Origin of the sequence: Sphingomonas vulcanisoli (assembly GCF_011761305.1) — a bacterium.
GTDB lineage: Bacteria > Pseudomonadota > Alphaproteobacteria > Sphingomonadales > Sphingomonadaceae > Sphingomonas_I > Sphingomonas_I vulcanisoli.
On the sequence record NZ_JAAOZC010000003.1, the window covers coordinates 353,224 to 372,829 of the forward strand.

19 protein-coding genes are annotated in these 19,606 nt (G+C 64.3%); 12 read left to right on the top strand and 7 right to left on the bottom strand.

What is annotated here, in order from left to right:
* Positions 1-2: 2 nt before the first annotated feature.
* On the bottom strand, positions 3-1,322 hold the full coding sequence (locus FHS31_RS08425) for a DUF418 domain-containing protein (protein WP_167072908.1): 1,320 nt from the start codon (positions 1,320-1,322) through the stop codon (positions 3-5).
* Between the two features lie 89 nt (positions 1,323-1,411).
* Between FHS31_RS08425 and parC the strand changes: the two genes are divergently transcribed.
* Positions 1,412-3,688 carry a DNA topoisomerase IV subunit A gene (parC, locus tag FHS31_RS08430; protein WP_167072909.1) on the top strand — a complete coding sequence of 759 codons (2,277 nt, stop codon included), beginning with the start codon at positions 1,412-1,414 and terminating at the stop codon, positions 3,686-3,688.
* 31 nt (positions 3,689-3,719) lie between these two features.
* A complete protein-coding gene (locus FHS31_RS08435) occupies positions 3,720-5,432 on the top strand; it encodes a putative bifunctional diguanylate cyclase/phosphodiesterase (RefSeq protein ID WP_243843344.1) in 1,713 nt (570 codons plus the stop codon).
* Here FHS31_RS08435 and FHS31_RS08440 read toward each other — a convergent pair.
* Genes FHS31_RS08440 through FHS31_RS08455 form a run of 4 tightly spaced genes read right to left on the bottom strand, consistent with a single transcriptional unit; the run spans position 5,429 to position 8,300 of the window.
* Positions 5,429-6,601, bottom strand: coding sequence for a CCA tRNA nucleotidyltransferase (locus FHS31_RS08440; protein ID WP_208408620.1), 1,173 nt, complete (start codon positions 6,599-6,601; stop codon positions 5,429-5,431). The two genes, FHS31_RS08435 and FHS31_RS08440, sit on opposite strands and share 4 nt — an antisense overlap.
* Positions 6,598-7,179 carry a CoA pyrophosphatase gene (locus tag FHS31_RS08445; protein WP_167072911.1) on the bottom strand — a complete coding sequence of 194 codons (582 nt, stop codon included), beginning with the start codon at positions 7,177-7,179 and terminating at the stop codon, positions 6,598-6,600. Before FHS31_RS08445 ends, FHS31_RS08440 begins: the two co-directional genes overlap by 4 nt.
* Entirely contained in the window at positions 7,176-7,742 is a 567-nt protein-coding gene (locus FHS31_RS08450) for a DUF1285 domain-containing protein (protein WP_167072912.1), read from the bottom strand. The genes FHS31_RS08445 and FHS31_RS08450 overlap by 4 nt, the downstream gene beginning before the upstream one ends.
* A 30-nt stretch (positions 7,743-7,772) precedes the next feature.
* Positions 7,773-8,300: a GNAT family N-acetyltransferase gene (locus tag FHS31_RS08455; protein WP_167072913.1), complete on the bottom strand. Its 528-nt coding sequence runs from the start codon at positions 8,298-8,300 to the stop codon at positions 7,773-7,775.
* A 97-nt stretch (positions 8,301-8,397) separates the two neighbouring features.
* Here FHS31_RS08455 and FHS31_RS08460 point away from each other — a divergent pair, with 97 nt between their 5' ends.
* Positions 8,398-8,829, top strand: coding sequence for a dihydroneopterin aldolase (locus FHS31_RS08460; RefSeq protein ID WP_167073010.1), 432 nt, complete (start codon positions 8,398-8,400; stop codon positions 8,827-8,829).
* On the top strand, positions 8,826-9,581 hold the full coding sequence (locus FHS31_RS08465) for an SDR family oxidoreductase (RefSeq protein ID WP_167072914.1): 756 nt from the start codon (positions 8,826-8,828) through the stop codon (positions 9,579-9,581). The genes FHS31_RS08460 and FHS31_RS08465 overlap by 4 nt, the downstream gene beginning before the upstream one ends.
* Here FHS31_RS08465 and FHS31_RS08470 read toward each other — a convergent pair.
* Positions 9,578-10,345, bottom strand: coding sequence for a hypothetical protein (locus FHS31_RS08470; RefSeq protein ID WP_167072915.1), 768 nt, complete (start codon positions 10,343-10,345; stop codon positions 9,578-9,580). The genes FHS31_RS08465 and FHS31_RS08470 overlap by 4 nt on opposite strands.
* A gap of 290 nt (positions 10,346-10,635) precedes the next feature.
* Between FHS31_RS08470 and FHS31_RS08475 the strand changes: the two genes are divergently transcribed.
* From FHS31_RS08475 to FHS31_RS08495, 5 genes are all read left to right on the top strand, one after another.
* Positions 10,636-11,286 carry an energy transducer TonB gene (locus tag FHS31_RS08475; protein WP_167072916.1) on the top strand — a complete coding sequence of 217 codons (651 nt, stop codon included), beginning with the start codon at positions 10,636-10,638 and terminating at the stop codon, positions 11,284-11,286.
* Between the two features lie 87 nt (positions 11,287-11,373).
* Positions 11,374-12,129, top strand: coding sequence for a MotA/TolQ/ExbB proton channel family protein (locus FHS31_RS08480; RefSeq protein WP_167072917.1), 756 nt, complete (start codon positions 11,374-11,376; stop codon positions 12,127-12,129).
* Between the two features lie 92 nt (positions 12,130-12,221).
* A complete protein-coding gene (locus FHS31_RS08485; protein ID WP_167072918.1) occupies positions 12,222-12,704 on the top strand; it encodes an ExbD/TolR family protein in 483 nt (160 codons plus the stop codon).
* A gap of 43 nt (positions 12,705-12,747) precedes the next feature.
* The gene (locus FHS31_RS08490) at positions 12,748-13,179 is read left to right on the top strand and encodes an ExbD/TolR family protein (protein WP_167072919.1); all 432 of its coding nucleotides are present in this window, start codon (positions 12,748-12,750) and stop codon (positions 13,177-13,179) included.
* Between the two features lie 158 nt (positions 13,180-13,337).
* Entirely contained in the window at positions 13,338-14,237 is a 900-nt protein-coding gene (locus FHS31_RS08495; protein ID WP_167072920.1) for an iron-containing redox enzyme family protein, read from the top strand.
* Here FHS31_RS08495 and FHS31_RS08500 read toward each other — a convergent pair.
* Positions 14,213-15,541 carry a spinster family MFS transporter gene (locus tag FHS31_RS08500; protein WP_167072921.1) on the bottom strand — a complete coding sequence of 443 codons (1,329 nt, stop codon included), beginning with the start codon at positions 15,539-15,541 and terminating at the stop codon, positions 14,213-14,215. The genes FHS31_RS08495 and FHS31_RS08500 overlap by 25 nt on opposite strands.
* Before the next feature lie 77 nt (positions 15,542-15,618).
* On the opposite strand from FHS31_RS08500, the gene rpiA reads away from it, so the two are divergent.
* The 3 genes from rpiA (at position 15,619) to tal (ending at position 19,601) form a co-directional block, all read left to right on the top strand.
* Positions 15,619-16,323 carry a ribose-5-phosphate isomerase RpiA gene (gene rpiA, locus FHS31_RS08505; protein WP_167072922.1) on the top strand — a complete coding sequence of 235 codons (705 nt, stop codon included), beginning with the start codon at positions 15,619-15,621 and terminating at the stop codon, positions 16,321-16,323.
* A gap of 63 nt (positions 16,324-16,386) precedes the next feature.
* On the top strand, positions 16,387-18,465 hold the full coding sequence (tkt, locus tag FHS31_RS08510) for a transketolase (RefSeq protein ID WP_167072923.1): 2,079 nt from the start codon (positions 16,387-16,389) through the stop codon (positions 18,463-18,465).
* A complete protein-coding gene (gene tal, locus FHS31_RS08515) occupies positions 18,462-19,601 on the top strand; it encodes a transaldolase (protein ID WP_167072924.1) in 1,140 nt (379 codons plus the stop codon). Before tkt ends, tal begins: the two co-directional genes overlap by 4 nt.
* The last annotated feature ends 5 nt before the right edge of the window (positions 19,602-19,606 follow it).

Below are 19,606 nucleotides of genomic sequence, written 5' to 3' on the forward strand. Positions count from 1 at the left end.
TTCTAAGCGGTTGCCAGCGTCCCGTCGGGGCCGCTGAGGGCGGTTGGGCCATCGGCGCGGCGGCCGTAGGCGATGCGGCGAAGCACCCATTCTGCGGGGCCTTGCTGATGGCTCCGCAGCCACAGCACCGCGAATACGCCGGTAATCACCCAGATGCCGATCGCGGTCGCCATCAAGCCGGCGAAGCCGAACCGGTTCAGCATGCCGAAGCCGTAGAAGAGAATCGAGGTGAGGATCGATTGCAGCGAATAGGTGGTCAGCGCCATCCGGCCGAGAGCACGCGCGGGCCAGGCCCGGCCAAGCGCGCCCGCCTTGAACAGCGAGCACAGCAGGCCGACATGGCCGAGCGTCACGAGCAGGCGGCCCGGTTCGTAGGTAAGACCACCGAACATCACCGTGAAGAAGTCAAAGCCCAGCGCCATCTTCCATTGCAGCAAATTGGAGACGATGCGCAGCGGAATGCCGATGCCGTATCCGATCAGCGCTAGCCGCACGTAGAAGCCCAGACCGCGTTCGCCGGTCAGGATGCGCATCCGGAACAGCGCCATGCCGATCAGCATGAAGATGAAGCTTTCGAAGCAGCCGAACACGCCGGCTGCCCCGGTATTATCTTCCCACCAGGTCTTGGCCGACCAGCCGATCAGCGACACGAGGTGTGTCCGCTGCTTGACCTCGTCGGCGATGAACTGGGCCGAGGGATTGCGGCGCTCGTCCATCTTCTTCTTGGCGTCGATCGCTTCCTGCTGATCCTTGGTCAGCGGCTTATGCTGGGCGACGAGCTTCTCCGCCTTGGCGGCGCTTTCGATCTGGCTCTTGATACCGAAGGCTTGGGTGGAACCCGCGACGCTGAACAGGGTCAGCAGCGTCAGCGCGACGATCAGCAATGTCTTCGGTTTGGCTTTGCGGAAGGCCAGAATGAAGAAACCGGTCATGCCATAATTGTACAGAATCTCGCCTGGCCACAGGAAGATCAGGAATTGGACGAGCCCTAAGAACATCAGCGCGATGCAGCGGCGGACGAACACGTCCATCGGCGCCGCCATGCCGTCCCGCTCGGTCTTGCGGAGCATCACCAGCATGCCCGATCCGAACAGCAGGGTGAAAAGGCCACGCATCGATCCTTCGAACAGGAAACGCTGGACGCCGTAAGCGATCCAGTCGATATTCCACGTTGCGGGGTAAGGCGGACGGGTGATCTCCCAGATGCCGCCCATGTCGGGAATGTTCATCAACAAGATGCTGCAGATCGCGACGCCGCGCAGCAGATCCAGTGTATCGATGCGTTCGTTGATTGCGATCGAGCGCGTCGCTTGTTCCGTCATGTCCTTCCCCTTTTGGGGTGATCTAATCAAATAACACAGTCGAGAGCAAGCGTCTCGCATTGGCGGCGCACCGCTGCTAGCGCACGCCTATGCAATCCTCCGATCCGCTCGATCAGATCGTCGATGCGCCGTTCGATAGCGCGCTGTCCGATCGCTATCTTGTCTATGCGCTGTCCACGATCACCGCCCGATCGCTGCCCGACGTGCGCGATGGGCTGAAGCCGGTGCATCGGCGCTTGCTGTGGGGGATGCGGCTGCTGCGGCTTGATCCCACTTCGGCCTACAAGAAGTGCGCGCGCGTCGTCGGCGATGTGATGGGCAAATATCACCCGCATGGCGATGCCTCGATCTACGATGCGATGGTTCGCCTCGCCCAGCCCTTCGCGCTGCGCTACCCGCTGGTCGACGGGCAGGGCAATTTCGGCAATATCGACGGCGATAACGCCGCGGCGATGCGCTACACCGAAGCGCGGCTGACCGCGGCGGCGATCCAGTTGATGGAAGGGCTCGACGAGCAGACCGTCGCCTTCCGCCCCACCTACAATAGCGAAGAAGAAGAGCCCGAGGTTTTCCCCGGCCTCTTCCCCAATCTGTTGGCCAACGGTGCGCAGGGCATCGCCGTGGGCATGGCAACCTCGATCCCGCCGCATAATGCCGCCGAACTGATCGACGCCGCTATCTACCTGATCGACCAGCCGGATGGCGCCCCCGCCGAACTGATGCAGTTCGTGCAGGGACCAGACCTGCCGACCGGCGGCATCATCGCCGATAGTCCTGCAGCGATCGCCGAGGCTTATGCCACCGGCCGCGGCGGCTTCCGTGTTCGCGCGCGCTTCCTGCCGCCGGAAAAGCTGGGGCAGGGCGGTTGGCAGCTGGTCATCAGCGAAATCCCTTACGGCATCCCCAAATCCAAGCTGATCGAACAGATCGCGCAGCTGATCGCTGACAAGAAGCTACCGATCCTTGCCGACGTCCGCGACGAGAGCGATGAGGCGATCCGTATTGTGATCGAGCCGCGCAGCCGCACCGTCGATCCGCAGGTGTTGATCGATAGCCTCTACCGGCTGACCGACCTCGAAATCCGTGTGCCGCTGAACCTCAACGTCCTCGACAAGGACCGCACGCCGCGCGTGATGTCGCTCAAGCAGGCGCTCGCCGCCTGGCTGGAGCATCAGTTCGAAGTGCTGGTCGCCCGATCGCGCCACCGGCTCGCCAAGATCGCCGATCGGATCGAGCTGCTCGATGGCTATCTGGTGACCTACCTCAACCTCGATCGGGTGATTGCGATCATTCGTGAGGAGGATGAGCCGCGCCCGATACTGATGGCCGAATTCGAGCTGACCGAGCGTCAGGCCGAGGCGATCCTCAACATGCGTCTGCGTTCGTTGCGCAAGCTGGAAGAAATGGAACTCCGCAAGGAGCGCGAGAAACTCGCCGAAGAGGCCAAGGGGCTGGAGGCGCTGGTCGAAAGCCCCGCCCGCCAGCGGACACGGCTGAAGCGCGATCTTGCCAAACTGCGTGAGACTTATGCGCCCGAGACGGCGCTTGGCCGCCGCCGTACGACGATCGAGGAACAGGGCCCGGCGCGCGAAATTCCGCTGGAGGCGATGATCGAACGCGAGCCGATCACGGTCATTCTCTCGCAACGCGGGTGGATCAGGGCCATGAGCGGCCATCGCGATCTCGCCGCGGCCGATACGCTCAAGTTCAAGGAGGGAGACGGCCCCGCCTTCGCCTTCCACGCCCAGACCACCGACAAGCTGCTGCTCTTCGCCGAAACAGGGCGGGTCTATACGCTGGCGGCGGACAAATTGCCGGGTGGCCGTGGCTTCGGCGAGCCTGTGCGGTTGATGATCGATCTCGAAGGCGAAGCGGCGACGCTGGCGTTACTCGTGCTGAAACCCGATCAGAAGATCCTGCTCGCCGCCAGCGACGGAAAGGGCTTCATCGCCGATCAAGGGGCAATCAGCGCTGAGACGCGCAAGGGCCGTCAGGTGGTCAATCTGCGCGAAAGGGCACGGCTCAAACTGGCGCGACCTATCGATCCGCAAGACGATTATATCGCCGCCATCGGTGAGAATCGGAAGCTGGTGATCTTCCCGCTCGCCGAACTGCCCGAGATGGAGCGCGGCCAGGGCGCGCAAATCCAACGCTATCGGGACGGCGGCCTGTCGGACGCCATCACGTTCCGCTTCGCTGATGGACTTTCCTGGCCGATGGGCGGCGACAGTGGGCGGGTTCGCACCGAGAGTGACCTCGCTCCGTGGCGCGTCGCGCGCGGCGCGGCGGGGCGAATGCCGCCAACGGGCTTCCCGCGCGATAATCGCTTCGCGACGCAATCTCTCGGAAAGAGCACGGAAAATTAACGCGCCGGCGTTAGGGCCGGTTGTGATGGAGATGTCCAGGATCGTGCGCGAAAGCGCCACGCCGGTCGTGTCGCCCAGCGATGCGCGATTAGCCGTGTCTCGCGATCCGCACTTGCAGGCCTATATCGAGGCGCTTCCGATCGCGGCCGCAGTCGCGTCGATGGAAAGACAGACTTCGCGCGTTTTCGTTGGAAATCAGGCCTTCTGGAACGTCCTTCGCAACGCCGCCAGCCCCGATGATTTGCGGGGACTGCGCGAAGCAGTGGACCGCTTCGCCGCGGGGAACGCCCCGAGCGAGCAGTTCAACTGGCGTGAACCGGGGCTCGGCGGGCGTCATTTTCAGGTCCATCTTGCGCCGATCGCTTCGCGCTTGGATCCCGGCCCACTGACATTGCTCACGATGATCGACTGCACCACAGCGATCGAAACCGAACGCTCGCTGCGCTCCGAAATGCTCCTCGATAGCCTTACGGGGCTTCCCAACCGGGTTGCCTTTGAAGAAGCGGTGGAAGGGGCGGCGGCGGAAGACGGCGATCCCGCGCTTGCCGTGCTGATCGTCAATCTCAAGCGGTTCAGCCGCGTCAATGAAAGTATCGGATCGCTTGCCGGCGACGAGCTGATCATCACCGTCGCGCGGCGGATGGTGGGCGCGATGCGCGAAGGCGATTTGCTCGCACGGCTAGGCGCCGACGAATTCGGTGTGCTGGTCCGTCTTATCGAGGGGCCTGGCGATACGCTGCATGTCGCGCGGCGGCTGCAAAGCACGATCGGCACACCGATCCGCCTGGCCCAGATCGAGCTCCGAATCGAATGCGCCATCGGTTGCGCGCTTTGGCACGAAAGCCTCGCGTCTTCGGACGAACTCATTCGCCACGGGCAGGTGGCGCTTAAGCAAGCGAAGAAATCGGGGCGGATCGAAATCTATCAGCCCGGCGAATTGGCACATGCAAGGCGTGGTCTCCGAATGGAGACCGAATTGCGTCAAGCCATCGACAATGGCGAGATTCGGTTCGATTTTCAGCCGCTTGTCGAGCTGCGCAGCGGGCGCGTCGCGGGGTTTGAGGCCCTGGCGCGCTGGTCGCATCCCGAGCGCGGTGCGATACAACCCGCAGACTTCATTCCTGTCGCGGAGGAATCGGGGCTGATCCTGCCGCTCGGCCAACTGGCGATCGATACCGCGCTGCGTACGCTGGCCGATTGGGACCGCCAGGCTGGAAGCACGTTGCCGGTCTATATCAGCGTCAATGTCTCGCCGGTGCAACTCGCGCGCGAATCGGTGGCGACGGTGGTCAGCGATGCGCTGGCGCGGCATGGCATCGATGGCAGCCGGCTGACGCTGGAAGTGACCGAAAGCTCGATCATCGCCGATCCCGATCGTGCCGCGCGGCTGTTGGGCGAACTCAAGGCGCATAGTTGCCGGATCGCGATGGATGATTTCGGCACCGGCTACTCCAGTCTCGCATCGTTGCAGAAGCTGCCGATCGATGTGCTCAAGATCGATCGGCAGTTCGTCGCGGCGATGCACGATGACCGCGACTCTACCGCGATTGTTCGCGCCATACTGGCTATGGCCAGTGCGCTTGGGATGAAGACAATCGCCGAGGGCATCGAAGATCAGAGCGCCGCCAATCTGCTCGATGTGCTGGGCTGCGATATCGGCCAGGGTTTCTGGTTCGCCCGCGCCATTCAGGCCGATGCGGCCTTTGCCTTTCTGCAGCAGCACGGCTTCAAGCGCGCCGCCTAAGCGCGCTTCACTTCTTCGGCAGCGATCTGATCGAGCCGTTCGCGATCGGGAAAATCTTCCTCTGCCCATTGTCTCTGAACCCGCGCCAGCGCCGCCGCGACCTTCGGCCCGGGCGCCAACCCAAGTGCGATCAACGCACCACCCGTGATCGGCAGGCGGGGCGGCTGCCAGCCATGCAGCCCCTGCGCCGCTTCCGCCTGACCTGCGAGCAACAGGCGATCGATCGCCGCCTCCACGCCGAAGGCATGCGCGAGCAAGCGCGGCGACGAATCGAGATACGTGTCCACGGCGAGCGTCAGCCGGCGGCGCTGGGCATTGGAGAGTTTGAGCCGCGCGGCGACGGTATCGGCGATCGCTGGATCGGCTGGCAACAATGCCGCAAGCCGCCGCAACGGATCGGCGAGATCGCCCTCGATCTGCACCAGCCGATCGAGCCGCGCCAGCCCGCCGCGGTCGATCTCCGGCAACACGGGCGCAAGGATCGCGGCATCGAGCATCGCGGCGATGGCGGGGCGCGGATCGGCGACCGCGAGCAATTTGAGCAACTCCTGCGCGATGCGTTCGCGCGAAAGGCTCATCAGATCGCGCGCACGCGCCGCACAAGCGGCATAACTTGCCTCGTCAGGCGCGCCGGTGCCGAAGCGCGCATGAAAGCGGAAGAAGCGCAGGATGCGGAGATGATCCTCGGCGATCCGTTGCAATGGGTCGCCGATGAAGCGCACCAGCCGGGCGTCGAGATCGGCGACGCCGCCGAAATAATCGTGGATGTCGCCGCTGAGCGCGCCTGCCGATAGCGCGTTGATCGTGAAATCGCGCCTTGCCGCATCCGCTTGCCAATCGTTGGTGAACGCGACGATCGCGTGGCGGCCATCGGTTTCGAGATCCTGCCGCAGTGTCGTCACCTCCACCGGGCCGGAGGGGAGGACCGCCGTTATCGTCCCGTGCGCGATGCCGGTCGGCACCGCCTTGAAACCGGCACCGGTGATCCGCCGCACCGTTTCCTGCGGCGCATGGACCGTGCCGAGATCTATGTCTGCCACGGGTAGGCCGAGCAGGGCATCGCGCACCGCGCCGCCCACGATCCGCACTTCGTCCCGATCGCCGCCCAACGCCGCCATCAGCGCCGGCAATCCCTCCCGCGAGCGCCAGACACTTTCCGGGAGCCTCATGCGAATGCCGCCAATCGGGTAGTGAGGTTCACGATTATGCCGGCCGTGGCGCCCCAGATGCGGCGCTCACCCCAATTCAGAGCATAATACTCCCGCTCCCGTCCCTCGAACGCGCGCGACTCGCGGCGATGATTGGCGGGTTCGAGCAGGAAGGATAGCGGCACCTCAAACACATCGGCGACTTCGCCCTCATGCGGCACGAGGGGAAGATCCGGGGCGATCACCCCGATCACCGGCGCGATATCGAAGTCCGTCCCGGTGCGGTAACGATCGGAAATGCCCACGATGTCGACGGCGCGTGGGCTAAGACCGATCTCCTCGTCCGCCTCTCGCAGGGCGGTGGCGATCGCATCGTCATCCTCCGGATCGGCACGTCCGCCCGGAAAGGCGATCTGGCCGGCATGGCGGCGGAGGTGCGGCTGGCGCAGCGTGAGGATCACGCCGGGCTCGGCCCGGTCGGTGATCGCCACCAGCACCGCTGCGGCGATTAAAGGCAGCCCGGCGTCGAAATCGTCGGCATGGGGGCCGTACCCCTCACTACGCGCAAGGGCAGTGGCCAGGCGCGTGGCCAATGTCATTCCGCCAGGCCCAAAAACGCACCGCGGCTCCAAAGACCCGGCGGGTCGCAACCTTCGTCCAAGGCAAGTTGCGCCAGCTCGTAATAGACCGGGCGGGTGATTCGCGCCTCCAGCCCGGACCGTACGTGCAGATAGGGCCGGGGGCCGTCCTCACCGGCGGCGATGCGAATACCATGATCGCCGTCGGCGGATACAATTTCGCCGGTGTTGAGCCGGAAAGCGAGGGCGCGCCCGGGGCCACTGCCCTCGCTCTTCATCTCGACGGCGACGAACGCGGCGTCTTCAACCTGGATGGTGAGCTTTTCCACAGGTGTCACCAAAACGTGGCTACCGTCTGGTTCGCGGCGCAAGACGGTCGAAAACAGCCTTACCATCGCGGGTCGCACTATCGGCCGGCCCTCATGATACCAGGTGCCGTCCCGCGCGATCCGCATACCGCTGTTGCCGCAATGCGCCGGGTTCCATTGCGCGACGGGCGGAAGACGCTTCTCTTCCACGAGCTGCGCGATCTCTGCCAAGGAGAGTTTGCTGAGGTCTTCGGGCGGGACGACACTTTCCGGCATATCGCCCTGTTAGGGCGGGGTGCGGGGCGATTAAAGGCCTGGATTATGCAGCCGGGGGCCGAGATGGCCCGTCGCGGGCAGCGTAAGGCCTTCTGGAACGCGCGCGAGCAGGCGGCGACGCTCGACGGGACCCGGCACGCTCCAGTCCTTTGTCCAGTGCGCCTCGAAGCCGAAGAAGCGCCCATAATATTCGGGATCGCCGATCAGCACGAGGGGATCGGCCCGGGTCGATTCGGCGGCTTCGATCATCCGCGTCATCATGATCCGCCCGACGCCGCCGCGCTGGAGATCGGGCACCACCGCCACGGGGCCGACCAGCACGAGCGGGGTTTGAAAATCCAGCGCCACCGGCCAGCATTGCAGCGATCCGATCAGCCTTTCGGTTTCGTCGAACGCCGCGAAGGAAAGGGCGGGGAGCGCCGTCATTCCGTCCCGGATCCGGTAGGCCGTACGCCGGCGCCGATCGACGCCGAACGCTTCGTCCAGCAGCGTGTTGATTGCGGCCGGATCAGCGGTGCCGAGTGGACGAATAGTGACGGTGGAAGGAGCGGCGGTCATGGGCGCGCCGCGCATAGAGCAGCGGCCCCGAAACGCAACGCGGCTTGCGGCCACGCGCACGAAATGGGAAAGGCGCGCCACCTCTGATGAAACGATGATGCCCGCAAGCTTGGCCGAACCCCTTTCCCCGCCCCGCGATTCCATTGCGCTCGTGCATGCCGATGATCTGTTGCGCCTTGAGGTCGACGATATCGCGATAGATCTGCTGACCGGCATCTATTCGGAAGAAACGCACCTTCCCCAGCCGCTGCGCATCTCGATCGCCGCCGATCTTAATGCTCCGCCGCATTTCACGCTGGGCACGCCGCTGTCCCAATCCAAAAACTATCTCGATCTGCGCGATGCCGTGCTGAAGGCGTTGCCGCGTGACCGGCACTTCACGCTGATCGAGGCGATCGCCGATCACATCGCGGATACGTTGTTCTTGGGCGATTCTCGGGTCCGCCGGGTCGAGGTAAAGATCGTCAAGCTGGCGATCTCCGAGGGTGGCGAGGCGATCGGCATGACGCTGGTACGGCACCGCCGTTGAAACTGGCCCTGGTCACCGGTGGCACGCGGCGGCTTGGGGCGGCGATTGCGGCGCGGCTCGCCACGGCGGGCTACGACCTCGCGCTCCACAGCCATCGCGCCTCCGAGCCTGAGCCCGATCTGACAAAAGCGATTCGCCACGCCGGGGTGCGCTGGGGCGCGTTCACGGCCGACCTCGCCGATCCTCAGGAGATCGATGCGCTGATCCCCGCCGTTGCCGCGCATTTCGGGCAGGCGCCCAATGTGCTCGTCAACAGCGCCTCCCGATTCGGCGGGGATGATTGGGCGAGCGCGGACATGGCCACCATGCTCGATCACTATGCGATCAATGCCGCAGCGCCGGCTTTGCTTGCGCGGGCTCTGGCCGCGGGGCTGGGTGAGGACGAGGGCGTGGTCATCAACCTGCTCGATCAGCGGATCGCATCACCGCCGCCCGATCAGGCGAGCTATACCGCATCCAAGCTGGCCCTTGCCGGTATCACGCAGGCGCTGGCGAGGGCTCTCGCGCCGCGCGTGCGCGTCTGTGGTGTGGCGCCCGGACTGACCCTGCCGACGCCTGATTATTCAGCGGCGCAGCTTGAGCGGCTAAAAGCAATGATGCCGCTTAACCGGCTCCCGACGCCAGCGGACATAGCCGCCGCCGTGCTTTATCTAACGGAGGCGAAGGCCACGACGGGTCAGGTCATCTTCGTCGATGGCGGCGCTTCGCTGCGCACCTTCGATCGGGACTTCGAATTTCTCGGCCGCGATTAACCGGCCCGCTTGCAGGGACCGAGCCCGTCGATCACAACCTGATAATCCTGCCGCGCCTGCGCCGCATCCTCATCGCCCACACCCTCGAGCGCGCTGTCAGGCAGTTTGGGCGGCAGACCGCAGGCGAGGCGATACCATAGGAAGCTTTCCGGCTGCGGCGGCGCGGCGCTGGCGTCCACCAGTTCGGAGAGCGCGACCGCCCAGTGCGGCTTCTCGCCCGGACGCCGGAGAATCGAGAGCGAGATCGGGCGGCCATCGGCGGTGCGCACGAAAATCTGCGTCTCGCCTTCGCCTGGCAAGGTGCCGGCGACGTGGAAGGCATGGCCGATGCCGGTGATCTGTGGCGGCGCGTCGGATGCGAGGGAGGCGGTCAGGATGGCGCGAATCCGGGTCTCATTCTCGGGCGTGCGCGCGATTTGGGCGTGGGGCCCGATCAGCGAAAACTCGCCCGGCGTGCCTGTCGGATTGCCCAGCAGCAACACGGCCATCCCCTTGAGCTTGGCCTTTGCCATCGATGCGGGAAGATCGACGAGATAGCGAATGTCCGCCGGGGCGGGGCCCTTGCCGCCGATCAGCGCATCAACATGCGCCTCGATGAAAAAGCGGACCTTTCCGGGCGCTACGCCCACAGCGGATTCGGCCTTCAGCGGTGTCGCGCGCGTGATCGCCACGGCCAGCACCTGCTGCGCGGAAAGCGCCATGTCCGCCATCTCGACATAGCCGACCGGAGGTAAGGGAGGTGGAGGCGCGGCACCGATCAACATCAGGCCGGCGCCCAACAAAAGGAGCCTGCAGCGGCGGGAATCTGGGGCGCGGCGCATCTCGGTCTCCTCGGGGTGATAGCCTTGGCACGATGAAAAGGGCCGTTTCAAGCCAACTTATGTTCTACAGTCGTTTGACGTAGCCGCTGAATAAGGGCTTGCGCCAAGGGAGAGGCCCGCGATAGGAAAGCCACAGTCGCCAAAAAATCGTTGAGATGGTATGGCGGCCTCGAAGCCGGATGGTCCCCTGCGGCCGTTTGGATAAATATCCGTTCAAGGAGTGCAGTTCCTTAATGGCTTATGCTGATCAGCAGATGAGCTCCCGCAGGGTTGTGGCGCTGATCCTCGTCGCGGCTTTGCACGCGCTCGTGGGTTATGCGTTTATCAGCGGACTCGCGTTTAACGTAATCAAGAAGGTCGCCGTCGATACCAAGATCGTCGACGTGCAAGAGCCGCCGCCGCCGCCCGAGCAGAAGCCGCCGCCCCCGCCGCCTGACCAGAAGGTCGAGCCGCCGCCCATCGTGGCACCGCCGCCGATCGTGCAGACGCAGACGCTGACGCCACCGATCGTGGCGCCGCCGCCGCCGTTGGTGCAGGCGCCGGTGATTCACGAAACCGCGCCGCCGGCTCCTCCCGCACCCCGCATCTCGCAGGCTGCGGGCGCCAAGGGCGATCCGTCGCAATGGATTACGAATGATGACTATCCGCCGGGCGCGATGCGTGAGGGCCGGGAAGGCACCACGCGGGTCAGCTGGACGATCAACGAGCAGGGCAAGATCGAGAATTGCCAGGTCACGCAATCGAGCGGTTCGCCCGATCTCGACGAAACGGCCTGCCGCCTTCTGACCCGACGCGGCAAATATTCGCCCGCCAAGGACCAGAACGGTCAGCCGATGCGCTCTTCGGCCAGCCGCTCGATCCGCTGGACGATCCCCAAGGATTAACGCCGCAACTCTTCAATGGCGGGCACCGCGCCCAGAACAAAACTGGCCGGTGCCCCGGCCGAAGCATCAAGAAGGAAGTCTTCGACCATGAACGCTACCGCTCCTGCAGCAAACTCCAATCCGTACGGCCTGTTGGCCGCTCTTCATCAGGGCGGCGTCATCGCTTGGACGGTCTTCATCATCCTCGTGATCATGTCGGCCTCCACTTGGTTCATTCTGTTCACCAAGCTGTTCGAGCAGCAGAAGATCCTCAATCAGGCCAAGCGTGCCCGCACGACCTTCTGGGGCTCGCCCTCGCTGCGTGATGGCGCCAACAAGCTCGAGAAGAATTCGGCCTATCGCCAGATCGTCGACGACGGCCTGACCGCGCAGGACCAGCACACCAAGCTGATCGATCCGGTCGACCAGCATGAATGGTTGGGCGCTTCGCTCAATCGTTCAACCGCCGCGGTCAACTCGAAGCTCGGCAACGGCCTTGCGGTGCTCGCTACGGTCGGTTCGACCTCGCCGTTCGTCGGTCTGTTCGGCACGGTTATCGGTATCTACCGCGCGCTCATCAAGATCGGTGCCGCCGGGCAGGCTTCGATCGACGCCGTTGCCGGCCCGGTCGGCGAGGCTCTGATCATGACCGCGCTCGGTCTGGTCGTCGCGGTTCCTGCCGTGCTCGGCTACAATTGGCTGATCCGCCGTAACAAGGTGATCGCGGAGCAGATCGGCTCATTCGCAACCGATATCCATGGCTACATGGTTTCCAACGGTGCGGTGAAGCCCGTGCTGATCTCGGCCAAGCCGGCTCCGGCCCCCGTGGTGAAGCCCGCAACGGCCACCACGCCCAAGCCGTAAGAGGATGATGGCGGCGGATCATTCCGCCGCCATACCTTCCGGCGGCGGTAACGCCGTCGGCCCTTCCGGCAGTAGAATAGGACTTTCCTTCCATGGCAATGAGCGTGGGCCCAGCCGAGAGCGATGCCCCGATGTCGGACATCAACACGACGCCCCTCGTGGACGTTATGTTGGTGCTGCTGATCATCTTCCTCATCACCGTCCCGGTCGTGATCCAGACCGTGCCGGTGACCCTTCCCAAGGTCGCCTACGAGCCCACGACCTCCAAGCCCGAGAATGTCGTTCTTTCCATCCGTGGCAAGAACGGCCAGTGCGAGGTCTATTGGGGCCAGACCCGGATCCAGCCGCAGGAGCTGATCGATCGCTCGGTCGCCAAGCTCAAGCTTGAGATCGACAAGCAGGGCGGTCCGACGGCCCCCGGCCTCGAGCTGCCGGAGGTCCATATCCGGGCCGACGTCAACACGCCCTGGCGCTGTGTCGGTGGCGCGATGACCAACGTAGCCCGTGCGGGCTTCGCGCGCGTCGCCTTCATCTCGCAGCCCGATCCGGGCGAGTATCATGCGGCCGTGGAGTGATGGGCTTCCCGTCCGCACGCCCCAATATTGGGAGTAATTAATCATGGCCATGAGCGCAGCGACCGCTGAAGGTGAGCCCATGATGGACATCAACACGACGCCGCTGATCGACGTCATGCTGGTGCTCCTGATCATGTTCATCATCACGATCCCGGTGCAGACGCATGCGGTGAAGCTGGATCTTCCCCAGAACACCAATGCGCCGCCGCCGCCGATCCTGCCGACCAAGAACCAGGTCTCGATCGATGCCGCGGGCACGATCGCCTGGAACGGTGCCCCGATCAATCTGACCGTCCTGCGTCAGTATCTTGATCAGACGCAGCAGATGGATCCGATTCCCGAGCTGCATCTCGAGCCCGATCCGCAAGCGCGATATGAAGTCGTGGACGAGGTGCTGGCCGTTACGAAGCGCGCCAACGTCTCCAAGATGGGTTTCGTCGGCAACGAAAAATACGCCGATTTCAACGCCGGCTAATCCGGTTTGAGCGGTAAAATGGGAGGCAGTCGGGCGACCGGCTGCCTCTTTTTTTATGCGTTCGAAGCGCCGCCAATCGCATAAGCTTAGGTTAAGGCTGGGAACGCGCGCTGCGATAAACGGTTGGATCGTCCGAAGTTTTCTCGGAGATCACCAGCATGGCAACGCAGTTCTCGCTTGGCGAGCCCGCGCGGCGACGATCACAGTTTCTCACCTCAAGCTTCCAGCGTGGTTTGGCGCACTGGAATCATGAGCGGCTGGCGCCGGCCTTCGTCGATGACGATTGGCAGAAGACTTTGGAGCGCGACACGCGGATGTTGCGGCTGGAGGGCGCATTCATCGAAGAGCTGCGCGCCGAGATTGTGGACGAAGCGGCGATGGTGCCGACCGATCCTGCGGGTTTCGTGCGCTGGTTCGAAGATCTGAAGCAGACCGGGCCGGGGCAGGGGGATGCCTTATTCCCGTGGCTGGCCGAGCAGGCCTCCGCCGAAGAATTGCGCTGGTTCTTTACGCAGGAGGCGGCTGGCGAGGCCGGCTTCGACGATTTGGTGGCGATGACGCAGGTGAAATTGCCGGTGTCGGCCAAGCTGGAACTGGCGCGCAATTATTGGGACGAGATGGGGCGCGGTCGCGAGTCCGGGATGCATGGTCCGATGCTCGATGCCCTGGTGAAAACGCTGGGTGTCGAGCCGGACATCGACACGACGGTATGGGAGAGCCTGGCACTCGCCAATGCGATGACGGCGATGGCGAGCTGCCGCCGCTACACTTGGCAGTCGGTGGGCGCGCTGGGCGTGATCGAGCTGACCGCGCCGGGCCGTTCGGCGCATGTTGCCGCGGGCCTCAAACGCATCGGCCTGGATGAAAAGCGGCGGCGCTATTTCGATCTTCACGCCGTGCTCGACGTCCATCACAGCGAAGCCTGGAACCGCGAGGCGCTGGCACCGCTGGTGGCCGAGGAACCCCGGCGCGCAGCGGCGATCGCCGAAGGTGCCCTTATCCGGCTGCGCTGCGGCGCGCGTTGCTTTGACCGCTATCGGGCCGAGCTTTGGGGTTGATCGCGCGCGACCAGCCAGCCCGCGCGCAGGAAATGCGCGGCGGCCCAAAGATAAAAGAACAGATCGACGCTTAATGCGCTAGACAGGCCGCTGGCCGAAGCACTCAAGCAGGGCGCCGTCTGAGCCTTTCCGCTGGCGCACAACATGGCAAAGTCGGGTAGCGCCCGCTTCGTGAAATGGTCGCTGAGCGTGCCAACCAGCCATGGCCCGATCGTCAGGCCCAGCCCGTTCATCGCCAGTAGCAGTAAGGCTATCGCGGTGGCGCGCGCGCGCGGCCCGACACGGTCGGCGGTTGTGGCATAGACCGGCCCGAAATAGAGATGCGCGCCGAAGAAGGCCGGAAACGCGGCTAACGCCACGCCGAGCGGCTGGGATTGGCTTAGAGCCAGCGGAAAGGCGGCGAGCGCGATCAACGCGCCCGCTCCGGCGACTTGCGCCCGCGCGTTTTGCCGCCCCGGCGTGAGTCGATCAGCTAGCCATCCGCCGGTTGCGATCCCCCCGCCGATTCCGGCGCCGACGACTAATCCAAAGCCCGTGGCGGCCACGTGGAGCGGCAGCTGATAGGAGCGCATCAGCAGCGGCACCGCGAAGCCGGTGATGCCATAGCCCGCCGTGGATGCCAGCGTCGCACCCGCCGCCATGTTGCGAAATACGCGATCGCTCCACAATGCGCGCGCTACCTCCCCGAATGCGGGGGCTTGGGCGTCCGTCGCCGCATCCTGCGCGCCACGGGGAGGCTCACGCAGGACGAAAGCAATCACCGCCGCCAACGCAACGCCGGGAATGCCCAGCACCAGGAAGGCGGCGCGCCACCCAAGCGCGTCCGCGATCCATCCGCCCGCAACGGCGCCAATGAGGATGCCCACCGGAATACCGATCGAGAACAGCGCGAGCGCAGTCGCGCGCCGCTCGCGCGGCCAGAGGTCAGCGATGATGGACTGCGCGGCGGGCACATAGCCAGCCTCGCCGATACCGACCCCGATCCGCGCCACTAACAGCTGCGGCAAGCCGCGCGCGAGACCACAGGCCGCGGTTGCGATCGACCACAGCGCCAGGCTCCAGGAAACCACCGCGATCCGCGAGCGCCGCTCGGCGATCCGCGCGATCGGCAGGCCGAGCGCGCTGTTGAAGAGCGCGAAGGCAAGCCCGTTGAGCAGGCCGAGGCGGCTGTCGCTCAGGCCGAGATCGGCCTTGATCGGCTGGCCGAGGATCGCGACCAGCTGCCGATCGACGAAGTTGAGGACATAGACGGCTGTGAGCAGCAGCAATGTCAGGCGGGCGCCATGTCGGGCAGGGTTGCGCATGGCCGCCGCCTTGGCCCGGCCCGCCGTGGACGGCAAGCCGCTTGCCGATCGGTGCAAGGAGGATCATGGCCGGTCACATGATCGCAGCCGACCGCGATGAGGAAAAGCGTGCCGCCGCCGAAGCCGCGGTGGCGGAGATCGAGGCGGGCATGCTGGTCGGCCTCGGTACGGGCACCACTGCCGCCTTCGCGATCGCCGCAGTGGGCGCGCGGGTGAAGACCGGGCTGAACATCCGCGCGGTGGCCACCTCGCTAGCCACAGCACGCGCGGCCGAAGCAGCTGGGATCACGGTGATCGCCATGGACGATCATGCAAGCGTCGATCTCTGTATCGACGGGGTCGACGAGATCGATTCGCTCTTCCGCGCGATCAAGGGCGGCGGCGGGGCGATGGTGCGCGAGAAGATCGTCGCTACGGCAGCCGCACGCAACATCGCCATTGCCGACAGTTCCAAGTTGGTCGATCGGATCGGAGCGCGACCGGTGCCGATCGAAATTCTGCCGCTGGCGCGCGCGTTCATCGCCGAACACGTGTCCGTGCTGGGCGGAAAATCGGAACTGCGCCGTAATGAAAATGGCCTTTTTCAAAGCGATCAGGGCAATCCCGTTCTCGATTGCCGATTTGGGCCGATCGCCGATCCGCCGGCGCTCTCCGCCGTGCTGGATGCGCTTCCCGGCGTGGTCGGCCACGGGCTGTTTTTGACCGAGATCGATGCTCTGTTCATCGGCACGCCGGAAGGTGTGCGCAAAATGCGGCGAACGCCTTCCCATCCCAAAATTTAACTGCCAATCCGCGCATCCTTGGCCCTCACCGGCCGTTGCAGCGACGAGAAACGAAGGACAGTGATGACCCAGACCGAGGCGACCCTTGAAGCCGTTCATGAGGACGGTTCGCCCGAACGGCTCGCAATCGATACGATCCGCACGCTCTCGATGGATGCGGTCGCCAAGGCCAAATCCGGGCATATCGGTACGCCGATGGCGATGGCACCCGTCGGCTATACCTTATGGTCCAAATTCCTGCGCATCGATCCCGATGCCGCCGATTGGGCCAATCGGGACCGCTTCGTGCTCTCGGCCGGCCATGCTTCGATGTTGCTCTATTCGCTGCTGCATCTCGCTGGCGTCAAGGAGATCGACAAGGACGGCAAGCTGAGCGGCAAGCTCGCGGTCAGCCTGCAGGACATCAAGGATTTCCGGCAGATAGGATCGAAGACGCCAGGCCATCCCGAATATCGCCACACCGCGGGCGTCGAGACCACCACGGGTCCACTCGGCCAAGGCTGCGCCAATTCGGTGGGCATGGCGATCGCCGAGCGCTGGCTGGCTGCGCATTACAACCGCGAGGGCTTTCCGGTCTTCGATTATGACGTCTACTGCCTGGCGGGCGACGGCTGCATGATGGAGGGCGTTGCCAGCGAAGCCGCCAGCCTTGCCGGACACCTGCGGCTTTCCAACCTGTGTTGGATCTACGATTCGAACCACGTCACGATCGAGGGCAACACCGATCTCGCTTTCGATGAGGATGTCGGCAAGCGTTTCCAGGCCTATGGCTGGCACGTCATCCATGTGAACGATGCCAACGATACGGCCGCCGTCGCCGCCGCGCTGCAAGAGTTCAAGGGCACCGACGATCGGCCGACGCTAATCGTGGTCCATTCCATCATCGGCTACGGTAGCTCGATCCAGGGCACCGCCAAGGCGCATGGCGAGGCGATGACCGCCGAGGATATCGCGGGCACTAAGAAGAAATACGGCTGGCCGGGCACCGAGCCTTTCTTCATCCCCGATGGCGTGCCTGAGCATTTCCACGAGGCGATAGCCGGGCGCGGGCAGCCGCTGCACGCCGAATGGGAGGCGATGCTCGAAAAGTATCGCGCCGCAGAGCCGGAGCTTGCCAAGCAGCTTGATGCGATGCTGTCCGATCAGCTTCCCGAGGGATGGGATGCCGATGTCCCCAGCTTCCCCGCTGACGATAGAGGCATGGCTTCGCGCGATGCCGGCGGCAAGGTGCTGAACGCCATCGCGCCCAAGCTGCCCTGGCTGGTCGGCGGTTCGGCCGACCTTGCGCCTTCGACCAAGACATTGATCGACAACGCCGGATCGTTCCAGTCGAACAGCTACGGCGGCCGCAACCTCCATTTCGGCGTACGCGAACATGCGATGGGCGCAATCGTCAACGGCATGACGCTGTCACACCTGCGCGGCTATGGCGCGACCTTCTTCGTGTTCCTCGATTACATGCGCCCGCCGGTGCGTCTCTCGTCGCTGATGGAGATCGGCGCGATCTGGGTGTTCACGCACGATTCGATCGGTGTCGGCGAGGATGGGCCGACCCACCAGCCGATCGAGCAGCTCGCCATGCTCCGCGCGACGCCGGGAATGCACACGATCCGGCCGTGCGATGCGAACGAAGTCGCCTGGGCTTGGCGGTCGGCGATTGCCGAAGGGAACCGGCCCACCGCGCTGGTGCTTTCCCGCCAGGCCCTGCCGACGCTGGACCGCGAAAAATACGCGAGTGCCGAAGGCGTCATGAAGGGCGCTTATGTGCTCGCCAGCGCGGACGAGCCTGACGTTATCCTGATCGCGACGGGATCGGAGGTCAGCCTGATCGTCAAGGCATATGAGCAGCTGACGGCAGATGGGACGAAGGCTCGGGCCGTATCGATGCCGAGCTGGGATCTCTACGAGATGCAGGACGACGCCTATAAAGAATCTGTGCTTCCAAAGAGCGTCAAGGCGCGCATTGCCGTGGAGCAGGGCAGCGAGCTGGGTTGGGACCGCTACGTCGGGCTCGAGGGTAAAGCGATCACCATGTCGAGCTTCGGCGCCTCGGCGCCCAGCGCCAAGCTGCAGGAAAAGTTCGGGTTCACCGTCGACAATATCGTCGCCACCGCGCGCAAGCTGATCGGAAAAGAAGCATGAGCAATCTCAAGGAACTCGCCGCCGCCGGGCAGGCCGTCTGGCTGGATTTCGTCGATCGCAAGTTCCTGGCCGAAGGTGGCCTCAGGAAACTGGTCGCCGAGGATGGCCTGACCGGCGTCACCTCCAATCCCTCGATCTTTGAAAAGGCGATGGGGCATGGCGATGCCTATGACGAAGGCTTTAAGGGCGTTCTGGGAAAGGGCGATGCTACCGCCAAATTTCTCTACGAGAGCCAGGCGGTGCAGGATATCAAGGATGCCGCCGCCGATCTCCGCCCTGTCTATGATGAGCTGGACGGCAAGGACGGTTATGTCAGCCTCGAAGTCTCGCCCGGCAACGCCATGGAGACGGCAGCGACGATCGAGGAGGCGCATAAGCTCTGGAAAGCGGTCGATGCGCCTAACGTGATGATCAAGGTGCCCGGCACCAAGCCAGGTGCGCCTGCGATCCGGCAATTGATCGAGGATGGCCTCAATATCAACGTCACGTTGCTGTTCGCGCTGGATGCCTATCAGACGGTGGCAATGGCCTATATCGAAGGGCTGGAAGCGCGTGCCGCCAAGGGCGAGCCGATCGACAGGATCGCTTCGGTCGCCAGCTTCTTCGTCAGCCGCATCGATAGCGTGATCGACAAGAAGATCGATGAGCGGCTGGGTGCGGGCGACAAGGATGCCGATGCGCTGAAAGCGGTTCGCGGCAAGGTGGCGATCGCCAATGCCAAGGTCGCTTATGCCTGGTATCAGGATCTGATCGCGGGCGATCGCTGGCAGGCGCTCGCCGCCAAGGGCGCCAAGCCGCAGCGGCTGCTCTGGGCCTCCACCGGCACCAAGGATCCGTCGTTCCCCGATACGCTCTACATCGATACGCTGATCGGCCCGGACACGGTGAACACCATGCCGCCCAAGACGATGGACGCCTTCCGCGATCACGGCACCGTAGCACAGACGCTGACGCAGGATGTGGAGGCCGCGAAGACGGTGTTGGCAGAGGCCGAGCGCCTTGGGCTCGATTTGCAGGGCGTCACCACTGAGCTGGTGGTCGATGGCGTCAAGCTGTTCGCCGATGCCTTCGATACGCTGATCAAGGCCGTGGGCGAGAAGAAGACCGCGCTGACATCCGAGCTGGTGAAGGGCTGAGCCGC